A 23,289-nucleotide genomic window follows, 5' to 3' on the forward strand; every position below is an offset into this window, starting at 1 on the left:
GCCAGCTCATGACGACATCTCTGGCTGGCGAAGCCGCAGCTCAGCAGAGTAGAAGCCATGACGGACGTGGTGAGACTCGAAAACGTGAGCAAGGTCTACGGCAAGGGACAAGGCGCGGTCGCCGCCCTGCGGGAGGTGTCGGTGTCCATCCCGCGCGGGAGTTTCACCGCCGTGATGGGCCCGTCCGGCTCGGGTAAGAGCACCTTCCTGCACTGCGCGGCGGGGCTGGACGTGCCCAGCTCGGGCTCTGTACGGCTCGGCGGAACCGAGCTGTCGGGCATGGGCGAGAACGAGCTGACGGAACTGCGCAGGCAGCGGATCGGCTTCGTGTTCCAGATGTTCAACCTGGTCTCCTCGCTGACCGTGATGGAGAACGTCACGCTTCCGTTGCGCCTGGCCGGCGCGAAGGTGGACGTGGCGTGGCTCACCGAGATCCTGAAGCGTGTCGGTCTGGAGGGCCGCGCCGAGCACCGGCCCGCCCAGCTCTCGGGCGGCCAGCAGCAGCGCGTGGCGATCGCGCGGGCGCTGGTGACCCGGCCGGAGGTGGTCTTCGGCGACGAGCCGACCGGCGCGCTGGACACCATGACCGCCCGCGACGTGCTGCGCCTGCTGCGCGAGGTGGTCTCCTCGATGGGCCAGACCGTCGTGATGGTCACCCACGACCCGGTGGCCGCCTCCTACGCCGACACCGTGCTCTTCCTCGCCGACGGCCGAATCGTCGACAGCATGGCGGCGCCGACCGCCGACAAGGTCGCGGCCCGCATGACGAACCTGGGGGCGTGGGCCTGATGATCTCCTTCGCGCTGAAGTCGCTGCGGCACCGCAAGGCCGCCTTCGCCGGGGCCTTCCTGGCCCTGTTCTGCGCCGCCGCCCTGGTCTGCGCGTGCGGCATGCTCCTGGAGACCGGGCTGCGCGGGAAGGTGGCCACCGAGAGATGGGCGGCGACCCCGCTGATCGTCGCCGGTGACCAGTTCGTCCGCGAGACCGTCGACAAGGGCGACGGCGAGACCAAGGAGAAGGCCAAGCCGCTGGCCGACCGGCGGTGGATCCCCGCCTCCCTCGTGACCCGGCTGGAGCAGGTTCCCGGGGTGAAGAAGGTGATCCCCGAGGTGACCTTCGTGCACGGCGGGGCCGTCGGGCACGGCTGGGAGTCGGCGGCGCTGACCCCGTTCACGATCGCGCAGGGCAAGGCACCCACGGGGCCGCGCGAGGTCGTCGTCGACGCCCGGTCCTCGTTGAAGCCCGGCGACAAGCTCGGCGCCCACACCGTCGTCGGCGTGACCGCGCAGGCGCTGCCCAGCCAGGACACCGTCTTCTTCAGCACCGCCGAGGCCCGGCGACTGGCCGGTCACGAGAGCAAGGTCAGCGCCATCGGGGTCTTTCCCGCCGTACGGCTGCCCGCCATGAAGGACGCGCTGGCCTACACCGGCGACGAGCGCGGGCCGATCGAGTTCCTGAACGCCGAGCAGGCACGGGTCAAGCTGATCTCCCTGGGCGGCGCGCTGGGCGGCACCTCGCTGCTGGTGGCGATCCTGGTCGTGGTGGGCACCTTCGCCCTGTCGATCCAGCAGCGGCAGCGTGAGCTGGCCCTGCTGAGGGCGGTGGCGGCCACGCCGAAGCAGGTCCGCAGTCTCATCGGCGGCGAGGCGCTGATGGTCAGCGCGGCGGCCGGAGTGCTGGGCGCGCTGGCGGGGCTGGGGCTGGGGTTCTGGCTCCGCGCCCAGTTCGTCCGGCTCGGCGCGATGCCCGAGAACCTGCCCCTGGTCGTCAGCCCGTTCCCGATCTTCGCCGCGCTGCTGGCCACCGTCGGCGCGGCATGGGCCGCGGCCCGGCTGTCCGCCCGCCGTACCGCCCGGATCCGTCCCGTCGAGGCGCTGGGCGAGGCCGCCCGGCCCACCGCGCGGCTGCCGTGGATCAGGATCCTGCTCGGCCTGGTCATGCTGGCCGGGGCGGTGACGCTGACCGCGGTCCTGTCCGGTCTGAGCGTCGAGGCCGCCTCCAGCCCGGTGACCATGCTGACCGCGCTGGTCTGGGTGTTCGCGCTGAGCATCCTCGGCCCGCTGGTGACCCGGGCGGCCATCACGCTCGTTCCCCTTCAGCTCGGCCGCAAGAGCGGCTACCTGGCGGCCCGCAGCCTGCGTGCCAACGCCAGGCGTCTGGCCTCGGTGGTCGTGCCCATGGCGCTGATGATCGCGATGGCCTGCACCATCCTCTTCGTCCAGACCACCATGGAGCACGCCGCGTCGGCGCAGGCCGAGGCGGGCGTGAAGGCGCCGACCGAGATCCTGCGCACCTCGGTGCGGATCGGGTTGGAGAAGTACAGCGCGCAGGCCGCCCAGCGGCCGACCCTGGACCTGGGCGTGGTCGACGGCAGGCTGGACCCGGCGGGGATGGCCGTCAGCGACACCGCCGCCGAGCGGCTCGGCGTCCGGCCCGGCGACCGGGTGGGCATGACGCTGGGCGACGGCACCCCGGTCACGCTGGCCGTGAGCGCGATCTACAGCCGCGGCCTGGCCTTCGGCGACCTGCACCTGCCGTACCCCCTGCTCAAGCAGCACGTCGAGCAGCAGATCAGCGCGAAGCCGGCCAATGCCGAGGTGAACTACGTGGCGATGGGCCTGATCATCGCGTTCACCATGATCGCGATGGTGAACACGCTGTCCATGTCCACCTCGGAACGCTCGCGCGAGCTGGCCCTGCTGCGCCTGGTGGGCACGACCAAGCGCCAGGTGCTGCGCATGCTCAAGCTGGAGACGCTGACCGCGGTGCTCATCGCCACCGTCACCGGAACCGCCATCGCGGTGATCACCCTGTCCGCCTTCAGCCTGGGCATGACCGGCTCGGCGGTGCCGTACATCGCTCCGGTCACCTACGCCTGTGTGATCGCCGCGGCGGCCGCACTGGCCCTGGCCGCCACCGTCATCCCCGCCCGACTCGTCCTCCGCCGCCACCCGGCGGACGCGGTGGCCTCCCGGGAGTAACGGCAGACCACGTGTTTCAGCGGATGCCCGGCCATGACCGGATGCTCCAGGTGTGACCGCACGGCCAGCCGCCCTGACGCACGTCATGGCGGCTGAAGCCGTGCGGGCCCGCGGAGATGACGGCGCTCTTGCCGACACCCAGCCGTGAGACCAGCCCTGGCTCGGCTGCGATGTCATGCTTCCGGCACATTGACCGGCAAGCCGTGTGACCATTCCCGCCGCGGTGGCGTCTGCATGTGACATGACAATCGAAACCGTTCGGGGGGCGACATCATCGAGGAGCTGTATCGCGAGCACTGGCCGCTCGTGTGCGGCTTCCTCCTGCGCAGGACCCGCGATCCGCATCTCGCCGAGGACCTGGCGCAGGAGACATTCATCAAGGCGACCAGGGCACTGCTCGGCTGGCGGGGAGAGAACGCGGCGGCGTGGCTGCTCACGATCGCGCGCAACGCCCTGGTGGATCACGTACGCAGGAGCCGCCGCGAGCTGGCCCTCCCGAACCCCGACGAGCTGGGTGTGCCGCCGCTGCACGTGGAATCGCTGGACGTGCGCGACGCGCTCGAGCGACTGCCCGAGCAGCAGTGCCGGCTGCTCACGCTGGTCTACTTCGAGGGCTTCTCGATGGTGGAGGTGGCCGCGATGACCGGCAGGTCGCACAACTCGATCAAGACTGCGGTGTGGCGGGCGAGGGCCGCCTTCGCCGACCTTTACGGGGAGAGCCGATGAACATGCCTGAGATACCAGACCTGCCAGATTTCGACCCCAAGCGCACCCGGCGTGCGGTCCGGCGGGGACTGTTCAGAACGGTCGCCATCGTCCTGGCCGTGCTGGCGCTGCTCGCGGTGGCCGCGACCGAGGGCTCGTCCCTGGTGCAGACCCGCGGCGACCGGGAAGGCCGCATGGAGGCCGTGCTCGGTACCGCCTTCAAGATCTACAACCCGGCCTATGCGGTGACGATCGACTCCTGCTGCCAGACCACGCCCGTGTCGATGTCGTTCGAGGTGGCCGCGCGTCCCGTGGGGCCTGTCGGAGCCTGGCCGGTCGGGAGCGAGTCCTACACGATCAGTCAGGACTTCTTCGGCCGTGTGCAACACCTGCCGCTGGGCCACACCGCCAACACCCGGCTTTCCCAGTCCCTGTTCAACGTCGGCACCACGCTGACGGCTAAGGACGAGGTGCGCGCGGTGCTCGCCCGGCTGCCCGCCGACCTCAGCGCGCTGGCGGTGGTGGAGTTCGAGCAGCCGCTCGGCGAGGCCGACCTGAAGTCGTTCGTGAAACAGTACGGCTCCTGCGCCGAATGGGTCGTGTACGAGCGCAGACCCGGCTCCCTCCCGATCACCTGGGGCTTCGACTACTGGACCGACACGCTGGGCCTCGGCAAGGGCGGCGACATGACCGATGAAATATGCGGTGGCATCCTGGCGCAGTTCCGCAAATGGGTCGGCCTGCTGCGTGACCACGACAACGCCAACCTGCGCTCCTTCGACCTGTCCCTGGACCGGCTGCGCAAGGCGGCTGAGGCCGGGCTCGCCTACGGCTATGTGGACCAGCTCAGCTCGGTCCGCGAGCTGCGGGAGCTGCTCAAGGACCCGAGGGTGCGGACGATCCGCCTGGCCGGCGTGGCGTTCGACCTGGACCGGCCCCGCTCCTAGAACCTGTACCGAGGTTGATCAGAGCCATTCGTTGATCGCGGCGACGAGGATGGCAGCTTCGTGGCGGACGGCGAGTTTGCCGTAGCGAGTGGCAACAGCGCGACGGCGTTCGAGCCGGTTGATGCCGCGCCGCCGTAGATAGGCGCGGTTGGCTTGCGAGGTGTAAGCCTTGTCGGCGTCGAACCGCTGCATCACCCCTAAGGCGGCCACGAGGTCTCCGGTATTCAGGTGTGTCTTGGTCGACTGACCAACTACCGGAGACCTCCCTCGCTGTCGATCTACGACCCACCCGGCATGTGACGCCCTCAACAGGACTTCGATAAACGCCCTAGGAGGTCCGGCGCTGAAATGACCAAAGTTACCGAATCGGCACCGTGACTGATCGCGCCTCGTTCGACGACCACGCTGAGCGGTATTTCGGGCGGCGCCCATACTCATACGGCGCCGGCCGACAGGTGACTTGAGTCAATTCTGGAGTTACAACCGAAGAGGCGCATCTGTGAAGTGACAGGCGGTTACCCGTTCAGTGATGCTTGGAGGAGCCGTACGGTGACGCAGCAATCACTTTTCGGTCCGGAGCCGGATGCGGCCATGGCCAAGCCTGCGGGAGACCAGCCGCAGCGTTTGAAGGTGTTGATCCTGGTGAAGGCAGCGCCGAATCCGTCCCAGACTTACGGGGAGACGGTATGCGTGGCCGGCCTTCGTGCCGACCTTCAGGCCACCGGCTGGCTCCGGCTCTATCCCATCAATTTCCGCGCGCTCGACGATCCCAACGAGTTCAAGAAGTATGACTTCGTCGAGTTCGAGGCCCGGCCGACTCGTAACGATCCTCGCTGCGAGAGCTGGCGTCCGGTACTGACGACCATGAACACCATCGGCCATTTGAAGGACTGGAAGAAGCGCGCCACCTGGATTGAGGATTATGTCCAAGAGTCGATGTGTGACGTGCTCAACGCGGTGAGGAACGATCCACCGGCACGGTCACTGGCGGCGATCCGACCGCAGGAGATCGACGACCTCGTCATCGACGACCACCCGGGGTGGAGCCAGGAGGAGCAGGCGAAGATCCAGAATTACGTGAACCAGCTTGGTTTGTTCGACAGCGTTCCTCGGCGAGCTCTGGAGGCTCCCCGTTTCAAAGCCTGGTATCGCTACCGCTGCGACTCACGACAATGCAAAGGGCACCGTCAGGGCCTTCTGGACTGGGAGTTCGTCCGGCATCAGCGGCACCTCGCCGACTGGGACGACGCCAGCGCGAAGAACGAACTACGGGCTCGCTGGCTCGACAAGATGTGCGGGGATGACAAGGACACAGTCTTCTATATCGGGAACCAGGCCAAACGCCAGCATGTGTTCAGCGTGCTCGGCCTCTTCTACCCACCACGTCAGGCCGTGTCGGGCAGGCGCTGACGCACCTGGTCCAGCACCACCGAGCGGTGACAGCGTCGTTCGTCCGCCTCGAAGCAGAGCACGGCCACAAGGCCTTTCTGCGCCCATATCGCGATCTTGTCCACGGCCGCTTCAGCCTCTGGGGAGGCGACATGGACTGCGTAGTTGTCCCGGGCCTCGGCGAGTTCGGTCGCCGAGCCGCCGAAGCCCGCGCGGTTCCATTTGGGGTTGCCGAGCTGCGGCATGTGAACATATTCGATGCCATTCTCGGCCATGGCGGCGGCCAGTCGCCGCTTACTGAGGCCTGGCTTACGAGAGATCGGATTGAGGCGGACATCGATCAGCGTGGTCAGGCCGTACGCCAGCGCGTCTTTCACGACTGATTCGAGATCTCTGCCCTCGTAGCCGATGCCGACGATGCCGGTGTCCTGGTCCGAGAACATGAGTGGCAGCCTCTCACACGTGTGATCGCGATATCTCTCTACCCTTGGCCGAAGGTTGGTCACCAGATTTCGGCGTGCCTGTCGGGGTTGCCGTCGGATGTGGCCCTTGGTGGCGCCGGGCACGCGGCACGGGCGGTTGTGCTGCAGCACCAGCGCGGTGCCGCCCTTCTTCGCCTCGCCGAGCAGCCTGCCGTTCCGCACGGAGATCCCACCGAAGTCCCCGTCGACGTCGATGTCGATGTCGAAGTATCCCGAGTGATCCGCTGGACCAGCGGGACCGTTCCCAAAATGAGGCGCATGATGCAAATGTGTAATTCGTGCAAAAAAGTGCCTTCTGGTCCCTATGATGATCACGTTTTGTCGAGATGGCATGTCATGACATGTCGTAACTGGAGGACGCCATGCGATCTCGCTTAAGTGCGATGGCGCTGCTGGTAGTGACTCTGACAGCCGGCCCCGGCCTGGTGACCGCGACCACGCCCGCAGCCGCGGCCACCCCCACCGGCCAGGAGGCCGCCCCTACCGACCAGACGGTGACCGTCAAAGCCGTTGAAGACACCTATGTCAGCCAGGCCGGCCCCACGAAGCCGCACGGCAGCCACACCTGGCTCTCGGCCAACGCGGCCACGTCCGACGGCGCGACCGACACCGAGCGCCGCTCCTACGTTCGTTTCACCCTCAAGGACCTGCCCGAAGACGCTTCCGACGTCAAGCTGACGCTGGAACTGCAGTCGGTCAGGACGACCGACACCGTCCTTGAGGTGCGCCCGGTCACCGGAACGTGGTCGGAGAACACCCTGAACTGGAACAACCAGCCGACCGCCGGAGACGTGCTGGCCACCGCCAAGGGCCTGGTCAGCGGGCAGACGGTCAAGCTGGACGTGTCTTCTGCCTTCACCGGTAACGGCGACTACTCGTTCGCCATCACCTCCCCCTCGAACATCCAGAGCGTGCTTCACTCCTCGCAGGCCACCAGCGGCGAGGGCCCCAAGCTCACGGTGACGTACGGCAAGGCGGGCCCGGCCGTCCCCGCCGGTCCGCTGCCGTTCGACCTGCCGTCGATCTCGAAGCTGCGCACGTCCTCCCACAAGGTGTTCGCGCACTACTTCACGCCGTACCCGGTCTCGCTGAACAACAGGGCCGGGGCCGACGACTACTACACCAAGAACTACCTGAACCCCGCAGGCGAGAGCGGCAAGCACGCGGCGTACGGCGGACTGCTGCGCGACCGGCCCCTCCCCCGGGAGGAACTGTCCGGCGACTGGCTGCTGGCCGACATGAAGAAGGAGGTGCAGATCGCGGCCAAGGCGGGACTGGACGGCTTCACCGTGGACGTGCTCTCCATCAACCCTGCCAACGCCCACTGGAACCGGATCAAGACCCTGATCAAGGCCGCCGAGGCGGTCGACCCCGGCTTCAAGATCGTGCTGATGCCGGACATGACCGCGCTGAACACCGACGCCCGCACGCTCGCCTCGGCCATGGCCACCCTGGCCACGTCCAAGTCGGTCCACCGTCTGAGCGACAACCGCCTGGTGATCTCGCCGTTCAAGGCCGAGCAGCAGAGCGCCGCCTGGTGGAAGGACTTCATGGGCATCATGAAGAGCTCCCACGGCATCAACGTCGCGCTGGTCCCGGTCTTCCTGAACTTCTCGTCCAACGCCTCGGCCTTCGCGCCGATCAGCTACGGCTTCTCCAACTGGGGCAACCGCAGCCCGGCCCAGCAGGGCGGCATCGAGTCCAACATCTCCAAGGCGCACAGCCTGAACAAGATCTGGATGCAGCCGGTCTCGATCCAGGACGAGCGGCCCAACCAGAGCATCTTCGACGAGGCCAACAACACCGAGAACCTGCGCACGACGTGGGAGAAGTCCATCTCGGGCGACGCCGACTGGATCCAGCTCACCACGTGGAACGACTTCTCCGAGGGCACCCAGTTCGTCCCCTCGGTGCACAACGGCGGGGCGTACCTGGACATCTCCTCCTACTACCTGACCTGGCTGAAGACCGGCAAGGCTCCGGCGATCGTGCGTGACACGCTCTACCTGACGCACCGCTCGCAGTTCGTCGCGGCCAGGCCGACGTCGGGTTCGCAGAGCAAGTTCATGAACCCGCGCGGTGGCACGTCCACGCCGCGGGACAAGGTCGAGGTGCTGTCGTTCCTCACCAAGTCCGCCACGGTGAAGGCGTCCATAGGCGGTAAGGAGCAGAGCTACGAGGCCAAGGCCGGCATCCAGGCGCAGCTCTTCCCCTTGGCGTACGGGCTGAACAAGGCGTCCGTGGGCGCGGTGACGGTCTCGTCGCCGTGGGAGGTCAAGCGCAGCTTCTCCGTGCAGGACCTGCAGTACAACGCGGCCAGCAGCGGCCGCAGGTGAGCCCCCTCGCGCCCGCCCGGACCGGGCGGGCGCGAGCGCGGCCTGAAGAAGCCGGAAAAATTTCGGGGAAAACCGTCGCCGGATGTCGAGGACCCGGCGACGGCTCCGACTCCCAGGTGACAGCGCGCCACAGGGGCGCGGGAGATCCGGCAGACAGGACGTCATCATGGGCAAGCTCATCCACTTCGTGCACCAGTCCCTCGACGGTTTCATCGAGGGCCCGAACGGCGAGTTCGACTGGCCGCAGATGGGCCCGGAACTGTCCGCCTACTCGCAGGAGCTGAGCCGCGGCAAGGTGTTCCTCTACGGGCGCGTGGTGTGGGACATGATGTCGAACTTCTGGCCGCGGGCCGAGCAGTACTCGACGCACGAGCACGTCCTGGCCTACGCCCCGATCTGGCGCGAGGCGTCCAAGGTCGTGGTCTCCCGCACGCTGGAGAAGGCCGACTGGAACGCCCGGGTGATCGGCGAGAACGTCGTCGAGGAGCTGACCGCGCTCAAGGCGTCCGGCGCCACGCTGCTGCTGTTCGGCGGGTCCGCGCTGGCCTCCCACCTCACCGAGCACGGCGTGATCGACGAGTACCAGATCTTCGTCCACCCGGTGATCCTGGGCGGCGGCAAGCCGGTCTTCCAGCGGCAGAGCCACCGGGCCGGCCTCGAACTCGTCGAGTCGCGGACGTTCGACTCCCAGGCCGTGCTGCTCCGCCACCGGCGCGCCACCGACCAGGGGTGATCCTCGGTTTCGAAGAGGTCGCTGAATGGTCAGAGCCGCGAGCGACCCCGCCAACCTCGTTCTCATCGACGAGTTGGCCGAGGCCCTGCGCGCGGCCAAACTCCGCGCCATCGCCCGAACCGCCAGCGCGGCCAAGGAGGCGGCGACTACCCCATCAACCACATCGCCGGGATCCTCGGCATCCGCAAGCAGAGCCTTCACGAGCTGATGCGCAAAGGCCAGACGCTCCTGGACGCGCAGCGTGCCCGGCTCGGCGTCGTCGTTCTACGCGAGCGACGCCGAACCCGGCTGGCCGAGGCCGGCGTGCCCGAGCGCGCAGCCGAGCGACGCGCAGTCTGATCCCAGGGACCGAAACCCTGCATCAAATTTCAGGACCCAAGGCTTCTACCAAGCAGTGTTTGGAATCGCCCCTCCTTTATGGGGGCGATATAGGTGAATCTACCGACGCCGAAACCATGCCAACGGTTTACCGGGTACAAAGCGGTACCGCCGCGGCGAGGGACGGACAAGTCGCGCGGTCAGGTAGCTCTCGGGCGCCCGCCCGCGCGACCCCTGTCCCCATCTACCGCCCGCCCCGGCCTCTAGGAGCTTTCCTATGGGCGCTGGCCTTGATTTTTCACAACCGCCACGAAAAGAGCGGTATCCCGCAGATCGGGTAGAACACAGGTTGCTCCCGCCTCAAGCAGATCGTCAACGGTACTCCGGCCCGTTGCCACTGCGACGACCGGAACTTCGTTCTGAACGGCGGCTTCGATGTCGGCCGGCGTGTCCCCGACGAGCACCACATCCGCAGGCTCCACGGCCCCGCCGAATGCGGTGGAAGTTCGCTTCAGCGCGATCCGCACTAGCTCGGCGCGAATGTCGTCATCCTCACCAAAGGCCCCAATTTTCCAGGTGATATTGCGATCAAGCCCGAATGTTTGGAGCTTGATCTCCGCCACCGCGCGGACGTTTCCGGTCACCACTGTCTGTATGACACCGGGAAGTCCGGCCAAGGCGTCCAGGGCGGCGGTTGCACCGGGAAGGGCGTGCCCCCGTTCTCGCAAGTCGGCGTGCCGCAGGATATGCGCTTCGGCAAGAGCATCGGCGAAACGTTCGAAGTCTTCCCGGTCGGTGGTCAGGCCGTGGAGTTTGGCCGTCTCCCGGAAGATCACAGACTCTGTGATGCCGTCGACCTTCGCCTGTTGGCGCATTGGCACTCCGGTCACCCGCTCGAACGCCTGGGCGGACAGTTCACGGCCGATGCCTCTCATGTCCACGAGCGTGTGGTCAATGTCCCATAAAACGACCCGAAGTGCCGCCATTGCCACCTCCAGTTGGCTCATGCCGTTTCAGATTGTCACACCATCACCCCAGATTGAGCCCTCTCGATTCCTATCCGGTCTACGCTCAGAACGTCGGTCGGGAAGGGGGCCGGGATGGCAGTAACTCTCCCCATCGGGGAACGCGTCCGTTACTGGCGAGAGAAAAAGCAGCGCAAGCAAGCCGCAGTCGCCGGCCTGTGCGGGATAACCGAGGAATACCTCTCGCAGATCGAGCGCGGCTTGAAAATACCATCGTTACCTGTTCTGCATGCTCTCGCCGCCGAACTCGGCGTTCCAGTATCGGCGCTCCTTGACGAGGTCCCCAGAGAGTCATCCGGGAAGCGCAGCATTATCGCCCAGGATGTCACTCGTGCCCTGATGGGGTACGGTCCTCCCCGAAGTTCCCCGCCGGTCTCACCTACCGTGTTACGGGAGCGAGTGGAATCGGCATGGCGGATGTGGCAGACCAGCCCCACGCGATTCACCGACGCAGCAGCCGTGTTACCGAGCCTGATCGCCGACACCGAGCACGCCGTGCGTATCCATCGGACAAGCGCCGACTCTGCTTCCCGGCGGGACATCTTCCGGGTAGGAGCCGATCTTTACTTTCTGCTCCGCTCCTACTGCCGCCGAGCCGACCGGGTCGATCTTTCTCTCATGGTGGCTGACCGCGGCTTACGCGCCGCTGAGGACGCAGATGATCCGATCCGCATTGCGGCAGCGCAATGGAACCTTGGCCACGTCCTCCTCGCGGACGGGGAGCACGAAGGCGCCGAGCAGATCGCATGCCTTGGCATCGAGCAGCTCCGTACCTCGCAGAACGGCGAAGCTGCGGCGCTGGCCGGTGCGCTGGAGCTCGTAGCGGTCGTGGCTGACGCCCGCCGAAAGAAATGGGGAAGCGCTCGGCAGCGTCTTCGGGACAAGGCCGCTCCCCGAGCGCGACAGGTCGGCGAGGAAAACTCCATGTGGACCGTGTTCGGGCCGACCAATGTCGAGCTGCACAGCGTAAGCATCGAGATGGAGGCCGGCGAAGCTGTCGAGGCATTGCGAGTCGCAGATCAGATCGACACAAGTCACCTTCCATCGCTGGAACGCCGCTTCACCTTCTTGCTTGATGTGGCCCGTTGCTATGACTTACGGCGTGAGGATGCTGCCGTCCTGGTTCACCTCCTTGACCTGCTCCAGATAGCCCCCGAGGACCTCGCCCGAAGCTCTCTCGCCCAGGACATGGTCATTCGTCTTCGTCGTCGCGTACGTCCCATATACCGGCGGCAGGTGGATGTGCTCACAGAACGCCTGGAGCTTCTCTGACTTCCCGAACCGCTGGTTACCCGAACTACTGGTTCGGGTAACGGGCTCCGAAGGCGCCTACCGTCGCAGAGAGGTCACACGACGGCAGAGGCGTTGATCATGGATGCGATCGGAGCCACACCGCATAGCGCTGCAATCCCGCCCCCTGAGTCAACAGGGCTTGAGTGGGATGCAATCCGGGTACCGCGGTACATCGGCCTGGCGGCGCTAACGCGACTTCCTACCATCGACTTTCCTGTCATCGTCGATCCGGTCGAGCGCACTGTGTATTTCCTGGTGCCAGTCGGAGAGGCAGACGATTGGGAAATGCCGGACGCGCGAATCCTGATAGTGACGCGCCACCTTCTCATCCCTCCAATCCAGCAGGACATGCCGCCTGGGCGGTATTGGCTCGCGATGCCGCAGCGCATCGCCAAGCCGAAGCTGTTGCGCAGGTCTTTAGAACAGGTTTGCGGCTTTATTTCACATTGATCCCATAAATGACGGACCTGCCCGACGTTGCGACCGTCGGGACAGGCCCTTGATCAGGAAGTGAGTCCTGCCCCATGACCAACCCTAGTGCTCCGGTCCTCGACCGGCCGACAACGGAGATAAGCGGCTGCGACTGCTTCACCGACGCACCGCCGATGCCCATGGGCTGCGCCACTTGCGGACATGCCCCCTACGCGCACGGCTGCCCCGACCGGCCCGCCGATCACGAGTACGTACAACCCTCCGGCACGCTGATGGTCGCACGCCTGGAGGCGCGCCGTACCGGGTCGCGCCACCTGGCCGTCTTCGAGACGCCTGCCGTTGCGGCCCTGGTCGAGATGATCCCGCTGGTGCCCGCGCAGTCCTGCCCCGGGCAGGCCCCGATCGCCGAACCCGCCGTACCGGCTCCTTTGCCCAAGCGGATACCGCGTCCTGTACGACGCCCGGCACTTACGCCCCAGACCGCCGCCACCTGTCGGCGCAGAGACGGACGACGGCCGATGCCCTGCGCCACGCGCGGCGTCGCTACGCCCCCACGGCGGCCGCCCTTCTCACACTGCGGATTCCAGACGCCTCTTCCCCACCGCATAAGACGGACCCGCCCGACGCTCGCGACGTCTGGGCGGGTCCTTGATCGCAAAGGAGTGCGATCCGTGAGTGATGTTAGGGCCACCGTACCCAAACCGACTATCCCGGGCTGGCGGGTGATTCTCAGCGATGGCGGACGGTTCTGGGCCAGCCGCGAAGAGCCCTTCCCTGACAGCTCGGTGAAAGGCACAGGCCTGAGGCAGCCCCCTTTCCGTACGGTGGACGCCGATACCTTCGACGACCTGCTGGCCGAGGTCGAGCGACAAGAAAGCGCCGCCTGGGAGGCAGCCAAACGGGTGGCATCGTGATCAGGCGACGTTCTGGCCGCGCTTCCGGACGGCACCGCGACGGCCTGGCCCCCACCACCGTCCGCCCCCGGCGTGAGCGCCCTGGTCACCCCCAAGCAGGCACGGCGGCAAACCCGCTTCCCAGGCGCACGCCGCCGCGCCGCAGGCCCCGCACAAAACCCGCGTCACCCTTACCGGAGCGTGCCGTGATAAGTCCCGACGAGTCCGTCTTGGACGCGACACGCGTGATAACGCGCGAGGAGCGCCAGCTCGACGTACTCGCGCAGACCTACCCCGGCTGGCACATCGACCAGGACACCCCCGGTGAGTGGAGAGCCGTCCGACGCGCCCCTGTCAGCCGTGAAGAGGCGGATAACGGGGTCGAGCGGGTCATCGTCCGTCTCTCGCCCGAGGCACTCGGATCGACGCTGGCCGTCCAGGTCGAGCAGACGCACAGGTCACGAGCCCAGCGAACCTTCACCCCATGAGCTGGCGCGGCGGCACGGTGGCCCCGTCCCGCGCTGCCGCGCCGTCCCGATCCCCATCCACTCGTACTCCAGGTGGCCACCGGCCGATACCACGAGGCAGAGCTCCGCGCCCTGCTGCGCGGCCGATGGGCAGACCCCGGTCGATAAGGACAAGCACAAGTAAGCCGCTCCCGGCCGGGCTGATGAGCCCTGAAGTTCCGTGCGAGGAAACCCGCCTGGCCCGTCCCGGTGCGGATGGCCATTCTGAAGACAGGCACGGTGAGGGTGATTCTCAGACGCTGCTACCGCTGGCCTCGGTCTCGGCAATGGTAAGCGGCGGTCTTCACCCTGTTCGATCACTTTGAGTACTTGTCCAATTACAAGATCCATCAAAGGAGATCCGTGAAGCGCCTCATCATCGACACCCACGCCAGCTCTTGCTACTTCCGAACGTCGGTCGGAGGAGACGAGCGCAAGGCGCTGGTGCAGATCACCGAACGCTGCAACCTGCACTGCGCGCACTGCTTCGTCTCCTCGGGCAACTGGGGCGAGCACATGCGCCTGGAAGACCTCGTCGAGACCGTGTTCCCGCGGCTGCGCCGTGCTCGGGTCCAGCGCCTGACCCTGACCGGTGGGGAGCCGTTCATGCACCCGCACATCATGGAGATCTGCCGGGCCGTCGCCGACATGGGGCTACCTCTGGGGATTTGCACCAACGCCACGCAGACCACCGACGAGCAGATCACCAAGTTTGCCGATCTCGGCAACATCCACATCAACGTCAGCTTCGACGGGTTTCGACCCCAAAGCCACGGCAAGTTCCGCGGCAACGTGGCCTCCTTCGACACCACACTGTCCACCACCCGCGCCTTCGCCGAGGCTGGACTGTTACAGGGGCTGTTATCCACGCCCAACGCCCTCACCCACGTGGAAGAGTTCGCCGCGCTATGCGCCTTCGCCGTCGAGGTCGGCGCCGAGTACGTGCTAATGAATCCCCTGTCGTCGTTCGGCCGTGGCGTGAAAAGCCAGGGCCGCCTGGCCGCCGACACCGACAAGATGCGCGCCATCCACGACGTCACCGAAGACTTCCGTGAGCAGGGCATCGACGTGGTTCACATCCGCTTTCCCAACGACACCAAGCCGCTCGTCGGGTGCGACGCCGGAAAGCTCATCTACGTCTTCGCCGACGGACTCACCGCGGTCTGCCCCTACCTGGTGTTCGCCGCCCGCACCCCGCAGTCGCAGTACTCCGACCAAGAATTCCTGGTCGGCAACATCCTGCACGAGGAGGTCGCGCACGCCCTCGACACCTACGACCTGACCGGCAAGCTCGGCATGGGCACCAACCCCACGTGCGGCTCCTGCTCAATGACCGCCACCTGCGGTAAGGGATGCCCCGCCGCGCTCATCTCCCGCGGCCAGCGCATCGGCGAGGTGGACACCGAACAGTGCCCTGTCGCCGACCACCCCCTGTTACAGATCGCCACCCGCCGCCCATGACCGGCGGCCTGTTCATCGCGGTGGAAGGCCCCAACGGCGTCGGCAAGACCACCGCCGTCGCGAGCCTGGCCGACCGGCTCCGCGCGAGCGGTCGGGCCGTCCACCTGACCACCGAACCGTCCGACACACCCCTGGGGCGGCTGATCCGCACCAGCGAAGGCGCCCTGACCGGCCGGGCCTTGGCCCTGGCGGTGGCCGCCGACCGGTATGCCCACCTCGACGTCGAGATCCTCCCCGCGCTCGCCGCCGGGAAGATCGTGATCAGCGACCGCTACGTGCAGTCATCCCTGGTGCTCCAGCGCCTCGACGGCCTGCCGCTGAGAGAGATTTGGCAATACAACGCTCATGTGCCCCTTGCATCCCTATCCTTCTACCTGCACCACACCCCCGAAGTGCTATGGCAGCGGTTGGAGCAGCGCGCCAGGCGGTCACGTCTGGAGCGTGTCGGTTCGCCCCGGCGAGAGCTCGACCTGTACAAGGACTCGTTCGTCTTTCTGGCAGCTCGCGGCTGGCGTCAGGCCCGGATCAACTGCCGTGACCTGAACCCGGACGGCGTGGTGATGCAGCTCCTCCAGCACCTGGAGCAGCTCGAAACATGAGACGAAGCGAGGTGAGCCAGACGGTTACAGCGCTGACGGTCAACATCGGGGCCGCGTCCAGGGAGCGCGCCGAGTTGCTGCTGCGCTGGCTCACCTCCCGCCCCGAAGATGTGTTTCTGCTCACCGAGACCAGCGCGGGCACCGGCAGCGCCTACCTGCTGGACCGGTTCCGCCGTGCGGGGTACGCGGTCGTCAAGACGCCCGACGAGGGGGAGCGCGGGGCGGCGCTGGTCAGCCGGATCGCCCTGGCTGGGGACTCCCTTCTGCTTCCCGAGGTGAGCATCCCCAGCCGGATCGCCGCTGCGGTCCTCGACACGACCCCACGAACGTGGTTCCTCAGTGTCTACGTGCCCAGCCGGGACCGCAGCGCCGACAAGACCACCCGCAAAGAGCTGTTCATCGCCTCCCTGCTCAAAGCGCTGCATGAACTGCCCGCCGAGCAGCGCGACCACCTGGTGATCGGCGGCGACTACAACGTGATCGCCGCCGATCACTCCCCTCTCCACCCGGGGTTCCTGCCGTTCGAGTTCGGCCTGTTGAACACCCTGCGATCCCAGGGGTTCGTCAACGCCCACGAGCACTGCTCCCCCGGGACGCAGGCATATAGCTGGATCGGCCGGACCGGCGCGGGCTACTGCTACGACTACTTCCATGTGGGCGCGGCCCTGGCCGATCGCATCGGCGGCTGCGCCTACCTGCACGAGACTCGCGAGCTGGGGCTGACCGACCACGCCGCGGTTCGGCTAGAACTAACCCTCGACACCGTCCGCCTACCGTGTGGTGACCCCGCCGAGCCAGACGAGATCGCGCTGTTCTAGGCCGGGGTCAACGCGGCGCGCACCAGCGAATCGTAAGTGTCGGTCGCGCGCTCCAGCTCGACGCCGAGCGAGCGGGCAAGAGCGTCCAGCTCTTCCTGCACGGCGGCGCCGGACTCCTCGCCGTTCACCGTCCGCTCGAACTCGACGAAGACCCCCGCATGCTCGACCTCATCGACGCAGACCGCCACGTCACCTAGCATCGCGCTCCGCCGAGTCTTTACGATGCGGACCGTGGGGTGAAAGCCCATCGCGACGATGGCGTGGTGCATCTGCTCCCGGTCGGCGACCTCGGTCTCGTGCTCAAGGCACGCCATCGCATTGTCCAGAGGTCGTTTGATCGTGAACAGGTGCCGCCCCTGCTGGGTGCGCAGCCGGGCGAACGTCACCCCGATCTTGCTGTGTTCGTAGGTCCACCCGTCCTCGGCGTACGCCTGGTCGTCCTGTCGCGCTGGGGACGAGAGGAGCACCCCGCGCCGGGCCAGCGCCTCCTCCAGGGCTGGCAGGTCGCGCACCCGGTACTTGACCTCGATCTCCTGCGTCACATTGGCCTCCCTGGTCTCTGCTGCGACGCAGGGAGCCTACCGAGAGCGGCCTCGGCGCGACGTAGAGAAGGAAAAGGCTCAATGGACTGCATACATTGGCCTGAAGGATTAGGAACGGCGACTGAAGCAGCTTCGGCCCCTGGAGCGTTTCGCTGCGAAACCTCTCTTACCCTAGCTAGAGTTAGAGCATGGGTAAGCCTCCCAAGATGACCATCCCAACCCAGCTCGTGCTGCGCGCTTTCCTTGACGACCCCACGAGGGAGATGTACGGGCTGGAGATTTGCGCTGCCGCCGGACTGGCCAGCGGCACCATCCACCCCATCCTCGCCCGCTTCAAGGGCATCGGCTGGCTGGAGTCATGGTTCGAGGACATCGACCCTCACGAAGCAGCTCGGCCCCGCCGCCGCTACTACCGACTCACCCCAGATGGAGCCGAGCACGCGCGTCTCGCATTGGCGAAGGCATACTCGGACGTCAGCAAGTTGGCCGCTCTACGGACCAAAACCGCAAGTAGTGGCGCGTGAACGACTGGGACCTTGTCAGTGACCTCGCCTGGGACCTTGTCAGTGACCTCGCCGATGAATTTACAAGTGCCCTCGCCCGCACTCGCACCATCATCACCAGTCTCAATTTCGAGGAATTTCGCTTCCGTGTCCGCAACGACACCGTCGCCTTTGAGCTTGGCCCTAATAACAACCTCGTTCTCAGTCTCGGCCCAGACCGCGACCTCGATCCCGTCATTGACCGTGCCCGTGACTTGACCTCTGCTCTTCTCCTCGCGATCGACCATGCCCAGGACCTTATCCTCAACCTCAACCGCCACTTCGACCGCGATAGCATCCATAGCCTTGCCCTCGCACTAGCCCAGGTTCATGATCTATCCCGCGACTTCGGTATCTTCCTCGATCGCCGTCTCATGGAGTTACTCGTTGCCTTACACAAAAGCCTCACTCCCCACAGAGAGACGGAGCAGAATTCCAATCGCCACGCACAAATCTCCACCGCCGTATCCGCCCTACGTCTGATCACTTTTACCCTGCGGCTGCTGCCCGCCGAATATCGTCATGAGTACGCCGAGGAGTTCAGGGCCGAGCTATACGACCTGGCGCAGGCGAAAGCCACCACCGCCATGCAGATCCTGTACGCCGTTCAGCAGCTCGGCCGTGTGCGACAGCTCCGTGAGGCCCTGCTGTCACCGGATCAGCCACGGTTCCACCGGTTGCGCCGAGCCGCGGGCTGGATACTCGCGTCGGACTGGCGCACCTGGGGTCTACTCGGCCCGCTTCTGGCCTTCGGCGTGATCAACGTCCACACATCCCAGGGATGGGGCTCGGCTCTGTTCACCCTGCCGGGCGTTATCGGCTTCTACGCTGGAGTGGAGTGGCTGCGCAAACGCTGGGGCGTGGAAGTGAAACGACGCGATAAGGCGACCAGCAGAGCTTCGTCGAACGAGTGACCTGGACAAGCGAAAACGGCCCTAATCTTTCGGGCAAGTCAGGGCCGTACCGTTCCGAAAACAGATGGTCTACGACAGGGGCGCGCCGCCTTGGCCGCCCAGACCGTCCGCGCGTCCTGGTAGTGCGGTTGCTTGCTCGACCACAGCAGGAGTTGGCCGAGTGCCGGGTGAACCCGACCTGGACAGCTCCGCCGGCTGTCAGGCCGCGCAGCGCGATGAAAGCGGTGACGTCAGCCCACACGTCGGTGTCCGGCGCGATCGACTGGCCGCCGGCCGGGTGCCAGCCTGCGGTGTCCCGGTATTCCTCGGTCCACCACGGTTGATGGGTGATGTTCGGCGCGACGGTGGCCTCAGCGGTCAGGCCGGGCGACACGACTTCAGGCACTTCTTCCTCCTCGGTGGGCGGTTCAACGGGCGGGGTGGTCGTGGACGGCCGGAGCGCTCCGGCGCGAACCCAGGCGTACAGCGCATCACCGGGGCAGCTCGTCGCGTAGCCGTCGCGGTGCCCCTTGATCTCGTTTCCCGCGTCGCCTTCGTCGCGCAGCCACTCGATGGCATCGCGGATACCGTGCAGCATGCCGTCCAGCGGTGTGGCCACGCCGGAGGTGCCAACCAGGCCGAGCACGGCGTAATGGTCGCCGTTCAACCCGGGGCCGTTGACGGCAGGCAGGTGATGCAGGCCGCGGCCGACGAAGACCTTCCGGTGCCCGCAGACAACAGCCGAGTAGCCGATGTCCATCCAGCCGTTGCCGTCCATGTGGCCGAGCTGAATGCCACGCACCGCCGCCACACACCGACTGTGGTCGACCAAGGTCGCCGAGTCCACGTGGCCCCCGGTGCAGTGGACCCTCACACCCCGGGTCGAGGCGAGCGGGGTATAGGAACCGCTCGGTGCGCGAGCGCCCCATGCGGCACGGCTGGCGAGGTCGCGGTTTTCGGCACCCAACACAAGATGAAACTCAGTCTTAATAGGTTCTGAGACTCGTTTCGGTTAGGATGTACGGCATGCCGACCGACGACCGTTCACTGCCGCTGCGCGAGCGCAAGCGCCTGCGCACCCGCCGGGCGCTGGCCGACGCCGCACTGCGGATGTTCAGCGCGAAGGGCTTCGAGGCGACCACGCTGGAGGAGCTGGTGGAGGAGGTGGAAATCTCCAAGAGCACCTTCTTCCGCGCCTTCCCCGCCAAGGAGGCCGTGGCGATCGAGGCCGAGACCGAGCTGTGGTCGGCCTACCTGGCCGACCTGACTAACCGCGAGCTGTCCGGGCGCGTCCTGGCCGAGCTGCAGGACGCCCTGGCCGCGACGGCTGCCGCGCTGGAGCCCGGCTGGGATGAGCGCTATGTCGCCACCCGCCGACTGATCCTGACCGCCCCGGCCCTTCTGGCCTACGTGGAGCACTACCGCTCCGGGATCAGGCAGCAGGTGATCGCCTGTCTGGCCGGCAAACTCGGCCTGGACACGGATGACCTCCGTCTGCACGTGCTGGCCGAGCTGACCATCACCGCCTGGAGCGTGGCCGGCCGCGACTGGGTCCGGCGCAACGGGGAAGGGGGCCGCGAAGCCCTCATCCAGCGCCTTCGAGGCGCCTTCGAGGCCATCCCCGCCAGCCTGGACCTTTCCGCGCACCCGTAGACGATCCCGGCGCTCACCCAGAAGAGGCCGAATCCGGACGCGGCCCATGGTCACGGACTCCGGAGCCGGGCGCTAACTTCTCATGGTGCACGCGCGGACGGCCCTTGAGTCCATCTCCCTGCGACCGGCGTCCTTCCTCCGGTCCCCGTGGCCGTGGAGGTCGCTGGCGTATTTGATGTCGAGCGTCCTGCTCTGCGGCGGCGCCGGGCTGGTCACGGCGGCCGTGTGCCTCCTGGACTCCGTGCCGGCCCGGGTGGCCGCCGGGCTGGCCGCCTTCGTGGCGGCGGTTCCGCCGGTGGCCTGGTTCGAGCGCCGGCGGCTGCGGCTGGTGGACACCGTTCCGATGGCGGAGGCACCGGGCGGGCGGTGGCGTGGCGCCGGCCTGTCCGTCGTCTCGCTCCTGGCCCTGTGGTGGATCGACCTGGTGATGGCCGGCTTCACCGTCGGCGGTCCGGTCGTGCTGATTCTCACGCCCGTCGTGCAGCCGCTGGCGCCGGAGGGCGAGCTGACCCTGGCCCAGGCGCTGGTCGTCTCCGCGGCGAGCGTGTTCCTGCTTCCCCCCGCCGTCTACACCTTCACCGCCTGGGCGGGCGCGCACGGGGCGATGGCCAGGGGGGTGCTCGCCTCCCGGGACATGGAGCTTAACGAGGTCCGGCGGTCGCGAGCCAGGCTCGTGGACGCGTTCGAAATGGAACGGCGCAGGATCGAGCGGGACCTCCACGACGGCGCCCAGCAGCGGCTGGTCGCGCTCTCCATGAGGTTGGGGCTGGCCAGGCTCGACCTGCCGCCCGGGTCCCCGGCGGGAGAACAGCTCGCGCAGGCCCACCAGGAGGCCAAGCGAGCCCTGAGCGAGTTGCGGGATCTGATCCGTGGTGTGCACTCCCAGGTGCTCACCGACCGCGGCCTGCCCGCCGCCGTGCGGGAGGCGGCGGGGCGGTCCCCGATTCCCGTGGATGCGGACATCGCCCTGGATGATCGACTGCCCTCGGCCGTCGAGGTGGCCGCCTTCTACGTCGTCTCCGAGGCCCTGGCGAACATCGCCAGGCACAGCGGGGCGAACCGGGCCTCGGTGCGCGGTCAGGTCACCGGCCGGACGTTGCTCCTGGAGATCCGCGACGACGGGGTGGGCGGCGCGGATCCGTCGAAGGGCACGGGGCTGACCGGGCTGTCGGATCGGCTCACGGTGGTCGACGGCAGAATGTCGCTGTCCAGCCCGGCAGGGGGGCCGACAGTGATGCGAGTGGAGATTCCGTGCGCGTAGTGATCGCCGAGGACGACGTACTGCTCCGTGAGGGGCTGGTCGGCCTGCTGGAACGGTTCGGGCACACGGTCGTCGCCGCGGTGGGCGACGCCCAGGCCCTCATCGCCGCGGCGCGGGAGCACGGGCCCGACGTCGTGGTGACCGACGTGCGGATGCCGCCCGGCTTCACCGACGAGGGGCTGCGCGCCACGATCGCCCTGCGCGGGGAACATCCCGGCCTCGCCGTACTCGTGCTCAGCCAGTACGTCGAGCAGACCTACGCCGCCGAGCTGCTCGACTCGGGTCGCGGCGTCGGCGTCGGCTACCTGCTGAAGGACAGGATCGGGGACGTGACCGAGTTCGTCGACGCGCTCACGCGGGTGGCCGAGGGCGGCACCGTCGTCGACCCCGAGGTGGTGCGCCAGCTCCTCAGCCGGCACCGCGACCCGCTGCGGCGGCTCACTCCCAGGGAGCTGGAGGTGCTGGCGCTCATCGCCGAGGGGCGGTCCAACGCCTCGATCGCCCGCGAGCTGTTCATCAGCGACGCGGCGGTCGCCAAGCACATCGCGAGCATCTTCACCAAGCTCGACCTCCCGCCGGACGCCGACGGGCACCGCCGCGTCCTCGCGGTTCTCGCCTATCTGGGCGGCTGAGAGTAGTGCCAGGTCTACCCCGGGTCCTCGCCCCAGCGTCAATGTGACGGCCGAGGCGCGCCGGTTGGATCGTGGGCATGACGACGACACCTGACGTATCACCCGCCTTCCGCTTTCCCGGCCGCTGGATGGAGGGCACCGGGCTCGTCCTGGGCCCGAGCCTGATCCTCGCGGGCGTGCTGCTGCGGATGGGATTCGGTGACTTCTTCCCCGACCAGCTCGCGGCCTTCGCCCAGAGCCCGGCGCTGATGACCGCCTCCTACAGCGCCTTCGCCGCCGGAGTCGTCCTGCTGTGCCCCGCGGTCCTCGCCGTGACGAGGCGGATCGGGGCCTCACGGCCCCGCTGGGCGCTGTGGGGTGGGGCGCTGGTCATGGCCGGGTTGTTCGCCCGCGTCTTCCACGCGGGCGTCAATCATCTGGCCGCCCAGCTGGTGGACGTGCAGGGGCTGGAAGCCGCGCGGAAGGCCGTGAGCGACCAGTACACGTCCTTCCACATCTTCCAGACGCTCAACGTCGCCATCCTCGTCGGCTGGATCATTCTGGCCGCCGGCGCCTGGCGCGCCGACGCCTTCGGCGCCGGAGTGCCGGGGACGGTGCGGTCCGTCGCGCTCGGGCTCATGTCGGCCATGCCGCTCGGCGTCCTCAAGGGAACCGGCCCGATGTCGGTCCTCGCCGCGGCAGGCCTGTGCGTGGCACTGGTGCCGCTCGGTGTCGAGATCCTGAGAGACGGGCCGGCGCCCAGGTGGTGGGCCTACCCCCTGGTGGTGGCCGTGGCCGCGGGAGCCGTCCTCCTCGGCGTCGCGGGCTGACGGTGCCGCCCCTGCGGGGGCGCAGAGGGCGTCGGAGGC

Annotated in this window: 26 protein-coding genes; 21 read left to right on the forward strand and 5 right to left on the reverse strand. The window is 67.2% G+C overall.

The window, feature by feature from the left end:
* Positions 1–57 precede the first annotated feature (57 nt).
* From ACFY2X_RS03360 to ACFY2X_RS03375, 4 genes are all read left to right on the forward strand, one after another.
* Positions 58–789 (forward strand): ABC transporter ATP-binding protein, encoded by a 732-nt coding sequence (locus ACFY2X_RS03360; protein ID WP_389931654.1) that lies wholly within the window; start codon positions 58–60, stop codon positions 787–789.
* Positions 789–2,981, forward strand: coding sequence for an FtsX-like permease family protein (locus ACFY2X_RS03365; RefSeq protein ID WP_389932325.1), 2,193 nt, complete (start codon positions 789–791; stop codon positions 2,979–2,981). The genes ACFY2X_RS03360 and ACFY2X_RS03365 overlap by 1 nt, the downstream gene beginning before the upstream one ends.
* Positions 2,982–3,263: 282 nt before the next feature.
* Entirely contained in the window at positions 3,264–3,707 is a 444-nt protein-coding gene (locus tag ACFY2X_RS03370) for an RNA polymerase sigma factor (protein WP_389932328.1), read from the forward strand.
* Positions 3,708–3,709: 2 nt separating this feature from the next.
* Positions 3,710–4,633, forward strand: coding sequence for a hypothetical protein (locus ACFY2X_RS03375; protein WP_389931656.1), 924 nt, complete (start codon positions 3,710–3,712; stop codon positions 4,631–4,633).
* An 18-nt stretch (positions 4,634–4,651) separates the two neighbouring features.
* On the opposite strand, the gene ACFY2X_RS03380 is transcribed toward ACFY2X_RS03375, so the two are convergent.
* The gene (locus ACFY2X_RS03380) at positions 4,652–4,825 is read right to left on the reverse strand and encodes a hypothetical protein (RefSeq protein ID WP_389931659.1); all 174 of its coding nucleotides are present in this window, start codon (positions 4,823–4,825) and stop codon (positions 4,652–4,654) included.
* Positions 4,826–5,182: 357 nt separating this feature from the next.
* Between ACFY2X_RS03380 and ACFY2X_RS03385 the strand changes: the two genes are divergently transcribed.
* Positions 5,183–6,043 (forward strand): hypothetical protein, encoded by an 861-nt coding sequence (locus tag ACFY2X_RS03385; protein WP_389931662.1) that lies wholly within the window; start codon positions 5,183–5,185, stop codon positions 6,041–6,043.
* Here the strand turns inward: ACFY2X_RS03385 and ACFY2X_RS03390 are convergent.
* A complete protein-coding gene (locus tag ACFY2X_RS03390; RefSeq protein WP_389931665.1) occupies positions 6,019–6,465 on the reverse strand; it encodes a DUF488 family protein in 447 nt (148 codons plus the stop codon). The two genes, ACFY2X_RS03385 and ACFY2X_RS03390, sit on opposite strands and share 25 nt — an antisense overlap.
* Positions 6,466–6,887: 422 nt before the next feature.
* On the opposite strand from ACFY2X_RS03390, the gene ACFY2X_RS03395 reads away from it, so the two are divergent.
* The 3 genes from ACFY2X_RS03395 (at position 6,888) to ACFY2X_RS03405 (ending at position 9,912) form a co-directional block, all read left to right on the forward strand.
* Positions 6,888–8,840, forward strand: coding sequence for an endo-1,3-alpha-glucanase family glycosylhydrolase (locus tag ACFY2X_RS03395; protein WP_389931666.1), 1,953 nt, complete (start codon positions 6,888–6,890; stop codon positions 8,838–8,840).
* 166 nt (positions 8,841–9,006) lie between these two features.
* A complete protein-coding gene (locus tag ACFY2X_RS03400) occupies positions 9,007–9,573 on the forward strand; it encodes a dihydrofolate reductase family protein (RefSeq protein WP_389931668.1) in 567 nt (188 codons plus the stop codon).
* Positions 9,574–9,780: 207 nt separating this feature from the next.
* Positions 9,781–9,912 (forward strand): hypothetical protein, encoded by a 132-nt coding sequence (locus ACFY2X_RS03405; protein ID WP_389931671.1) that lies wholly within the window; start codon positions 9,781–9,783, stop codon positions 9,910–9,912.
* Positions 9,913–10,166: 254 nt separating this feature from the next.
* Here the strand turns inward: ACFY2X_RS03405 and ACFY2X_RS03410 are convergent, their stop codons facing one another.
* Positions 10,167–10,898: an HAD family hydrolase gene (locus ACFY2X_RS03410; RefSeq protein ID WP_389931673.1), complete on the reverse strand. Its 732-nt coding sequence runs from the start codon at positions 10,896–10,898 to the stop codon at positions 10,167–10,169.
* A gap of 93 nt (positions 10,899–10,991) precedes the next feature.
* Here ACFY2X_RS03410 and ACFY2X_RS03415 point away from each other — a divergent pair, with 93 nt between their 5' ends.
* The 7 genes from ACFY2X_RS03415 to ACFY2X_RS03445 all read left to right on the forward strand — a co-directional run bounded on the left by ACFY2X_RS03415 (position 10,992) and on the right by ACFY2X_RS03445 (position 16,918).
* Complete coding sequence (locus ACFY2X_RS03415) at positions 10,992–12,188, forward strand: helix-turn-helix domain-containing protein (RefSeq protein WP_389931675.1); 1,197 nt, start codon at positions 10,992–10,994, stop codon at positions 12,186–12,188.
* Positions 12,189–12,287: 99 nt separating this feature from the next.
* Positions 12,288–12,659 (forward strand): hypothetical protein, encoded by a 372-nt coding sequence (locus tag ACFY2X_RS03420; protein WP_389931677.1) that lies wholly within the window; start codon positions 12,288–12,290, stop codon positions 12,657–12,659.
* 704 nt (positions 12,660–13,363) lie between these two features.
* Positions 13,364–13,555, forward strand: a complete 192-nt coding sequence (locus ACFY2X_RS03425) for a hypothetical protein (RefSeq protein ID WP_389931417.1) — start codon at positions 13,364–13,366, stop codon at positions 13,553–13,555.
* 209 nt (positions 13,556–13,764) lie between these two features.
* Positions 13,765–14,022 (forward strand): hypothetical protein, encoded by a 258-nt coding sequence (locus ACFY2X_RS03430; protein WP_389931679.1) that lies wholly within the window; start codon positions 13,765–13,767, stop codon positions 14,020–14,022.
* A gap of 381 nt (positions 14,023–14,403) precedes the next feature.
* Positions 14,404–15,501, forward strand: coding sequence for a radical SAM/SPASM domain-containing protein (locus ACFY2X_RS03435; protein ID WP_389931680.1), 1,098 nt, complete (start codon positions 14,404–14,406; stop codon positions 15,499–15,501).
* A complete protein-coding gene (gene tmk, locus ACFY2X_RS03440; protein ID WP_389931681.1) occupies positions 15,498–16,100 on the forward strand; it encodes a dTMP kinase in 603 nt (200 codons plus the stop codon). The genes ACFY2X_RS03435 and tmk overlap by 4 nt, the downstream gene beginning before the upstream one ends.
* Positions 16,097–16,918, forward strand: coding sequence for an endonuclease/exonuclease/phosphatase family protein (locus ACFY2X_RS03445; RefSeq protein WP_389931683.1), 822 nt, complete (start codon positions 16,097–16,099; stop codon positions 16,916–16,918). Before tmk ends, ACFY2X_RS03445 begins: the two co-directional genes overlap by 4 nt.
* Here ACFY2X_RS03445 and cyaB read toward each other — a convergent pair.
* Positions 16,915–17,460, reverse strand: a complete 546-nt coding sequence (gene cyaB / locus ACFY2X_RS03450) for a class IV adenylate cyclase (RefSeq protein ID WP_389931685.1) — start codon at positions 17,458–17,460, stop codon at positions 16,915–16,917. The two genes, ACFY2X_RS03445 and cyaB, sit on opposite strands and share 4 nt — an antisense overlap.
* 188 nt (positions 17,461–17,648) lie before the next feature.
* Here cyaB and ACFY2X_RS03455 point away from each other — a divergent pair, with 188 nt between their 5' ends.
* A complete protein-coding gene (locus ACFY2X_RS03455; protein WP_389931687.1) occupies positions 17,649–17,984 on the forward strand; it encodes a PadR family transcriptional regulator in 336 nt (111 codons plus the stop codon).
* Positions 17,981–18,916: a hypothetical protein gene (locus ACFY2X_RS03460; protein ID WP_389931689.1), complete on the forward strand. Its 936-nt coding sequence runs from the start codon at positions 17,981–17,983 to the stop codon at positions 18,914–18,916. The genes ACFY2X_RS03455 and ACFY2X_RS03460 overlap by 4 nt, the downstream gene beginning before the upstream one ends.
* On the opposite strand, the gene ACFY2X_RS03465 is transcribed toward ACFY2X_RS03460, so the two are convergent.
* Positions 18,816–19,706, reverse strand: a complete 891-nt coding sequence (locus ACFY2X_RS03465) for a peptidoglycan recognition family protein (protein WP_389931691.1) — start codon at positions 19,704–19,706, stop codon at positions 18,816–18,818. The two genes, ACFY2X_RS03460 and ACFY2X_RS03465, sit on opposite strands and share 101 nt — an antisense overlap.
* Positions 19,707–19,921: 215 nt before the next feature.
* Here ACFY2X_RS03465 and ACFY2X_RS03470 point away from each other — a divergent pair, with 215 nt between their 5' ends.
* From ACFY2X_RS03470 to ACFY2X_RS03485, 4 genes are all read left to right on the forward strand, one after another.
* A complete protein-coding gene (locus ACFY2X_RS03470; RefSeq protein ID WP_389931694.1) occupies positions 19,922–20,548 on the forward strand; it encodes a TetR family transcriptional regulator in 627 nt (208 codons plus the stop codon).
* A 175-nt stretch (positions 20,549–20,723) separates the two neighbouring features.
* A complete protein-coding gene (locus ACFY2X_RS03475) occupies positions 20,724–21,809 on the forward strand; it encodes a histidine kinase (RefSeq protein WP_389931695.1) in 1,086 nt (361 codons plus the stop codon).
* Positions 21,800–22,441 (forward strand): response regulator, encoded by a 642-nt coding sequence (locus ACFY2X_RS03480; RefSeq protein WP_389931697.1) that lies wholly within the window; start codon positions 21,800–21,802, stop codon positions 22,439–22,441. Before ACFY2X_RS03475 ends, ACFY2X_RS03480 begins: the two co-directional genes overlap by 10 nt.
* A 77-nt stretch (positions 22,442–22,518) precedes the next feature.
* Entirely contained in the window at positions 22,519–23,250 is a 732-nt protein-coding gene (locus ACFY2X_RS03485; protein ID WP_389931700.1) for a hypothetical protein, read from the forward strand.
* Positions 23,251–23,289: the final 39 nt, after the last annotated feature.

Origin of the sequence: Streptosporangium sp. NPDC000396 (assembly GCF_042898655.1) — a bacterium.
In the GTDB taxonomy this organism is placed as follows: Bacteria; Actinomycetota; Actinomycetes; order Streptosporangiales; family Streptosporangiaceae; genus Streptosporangium.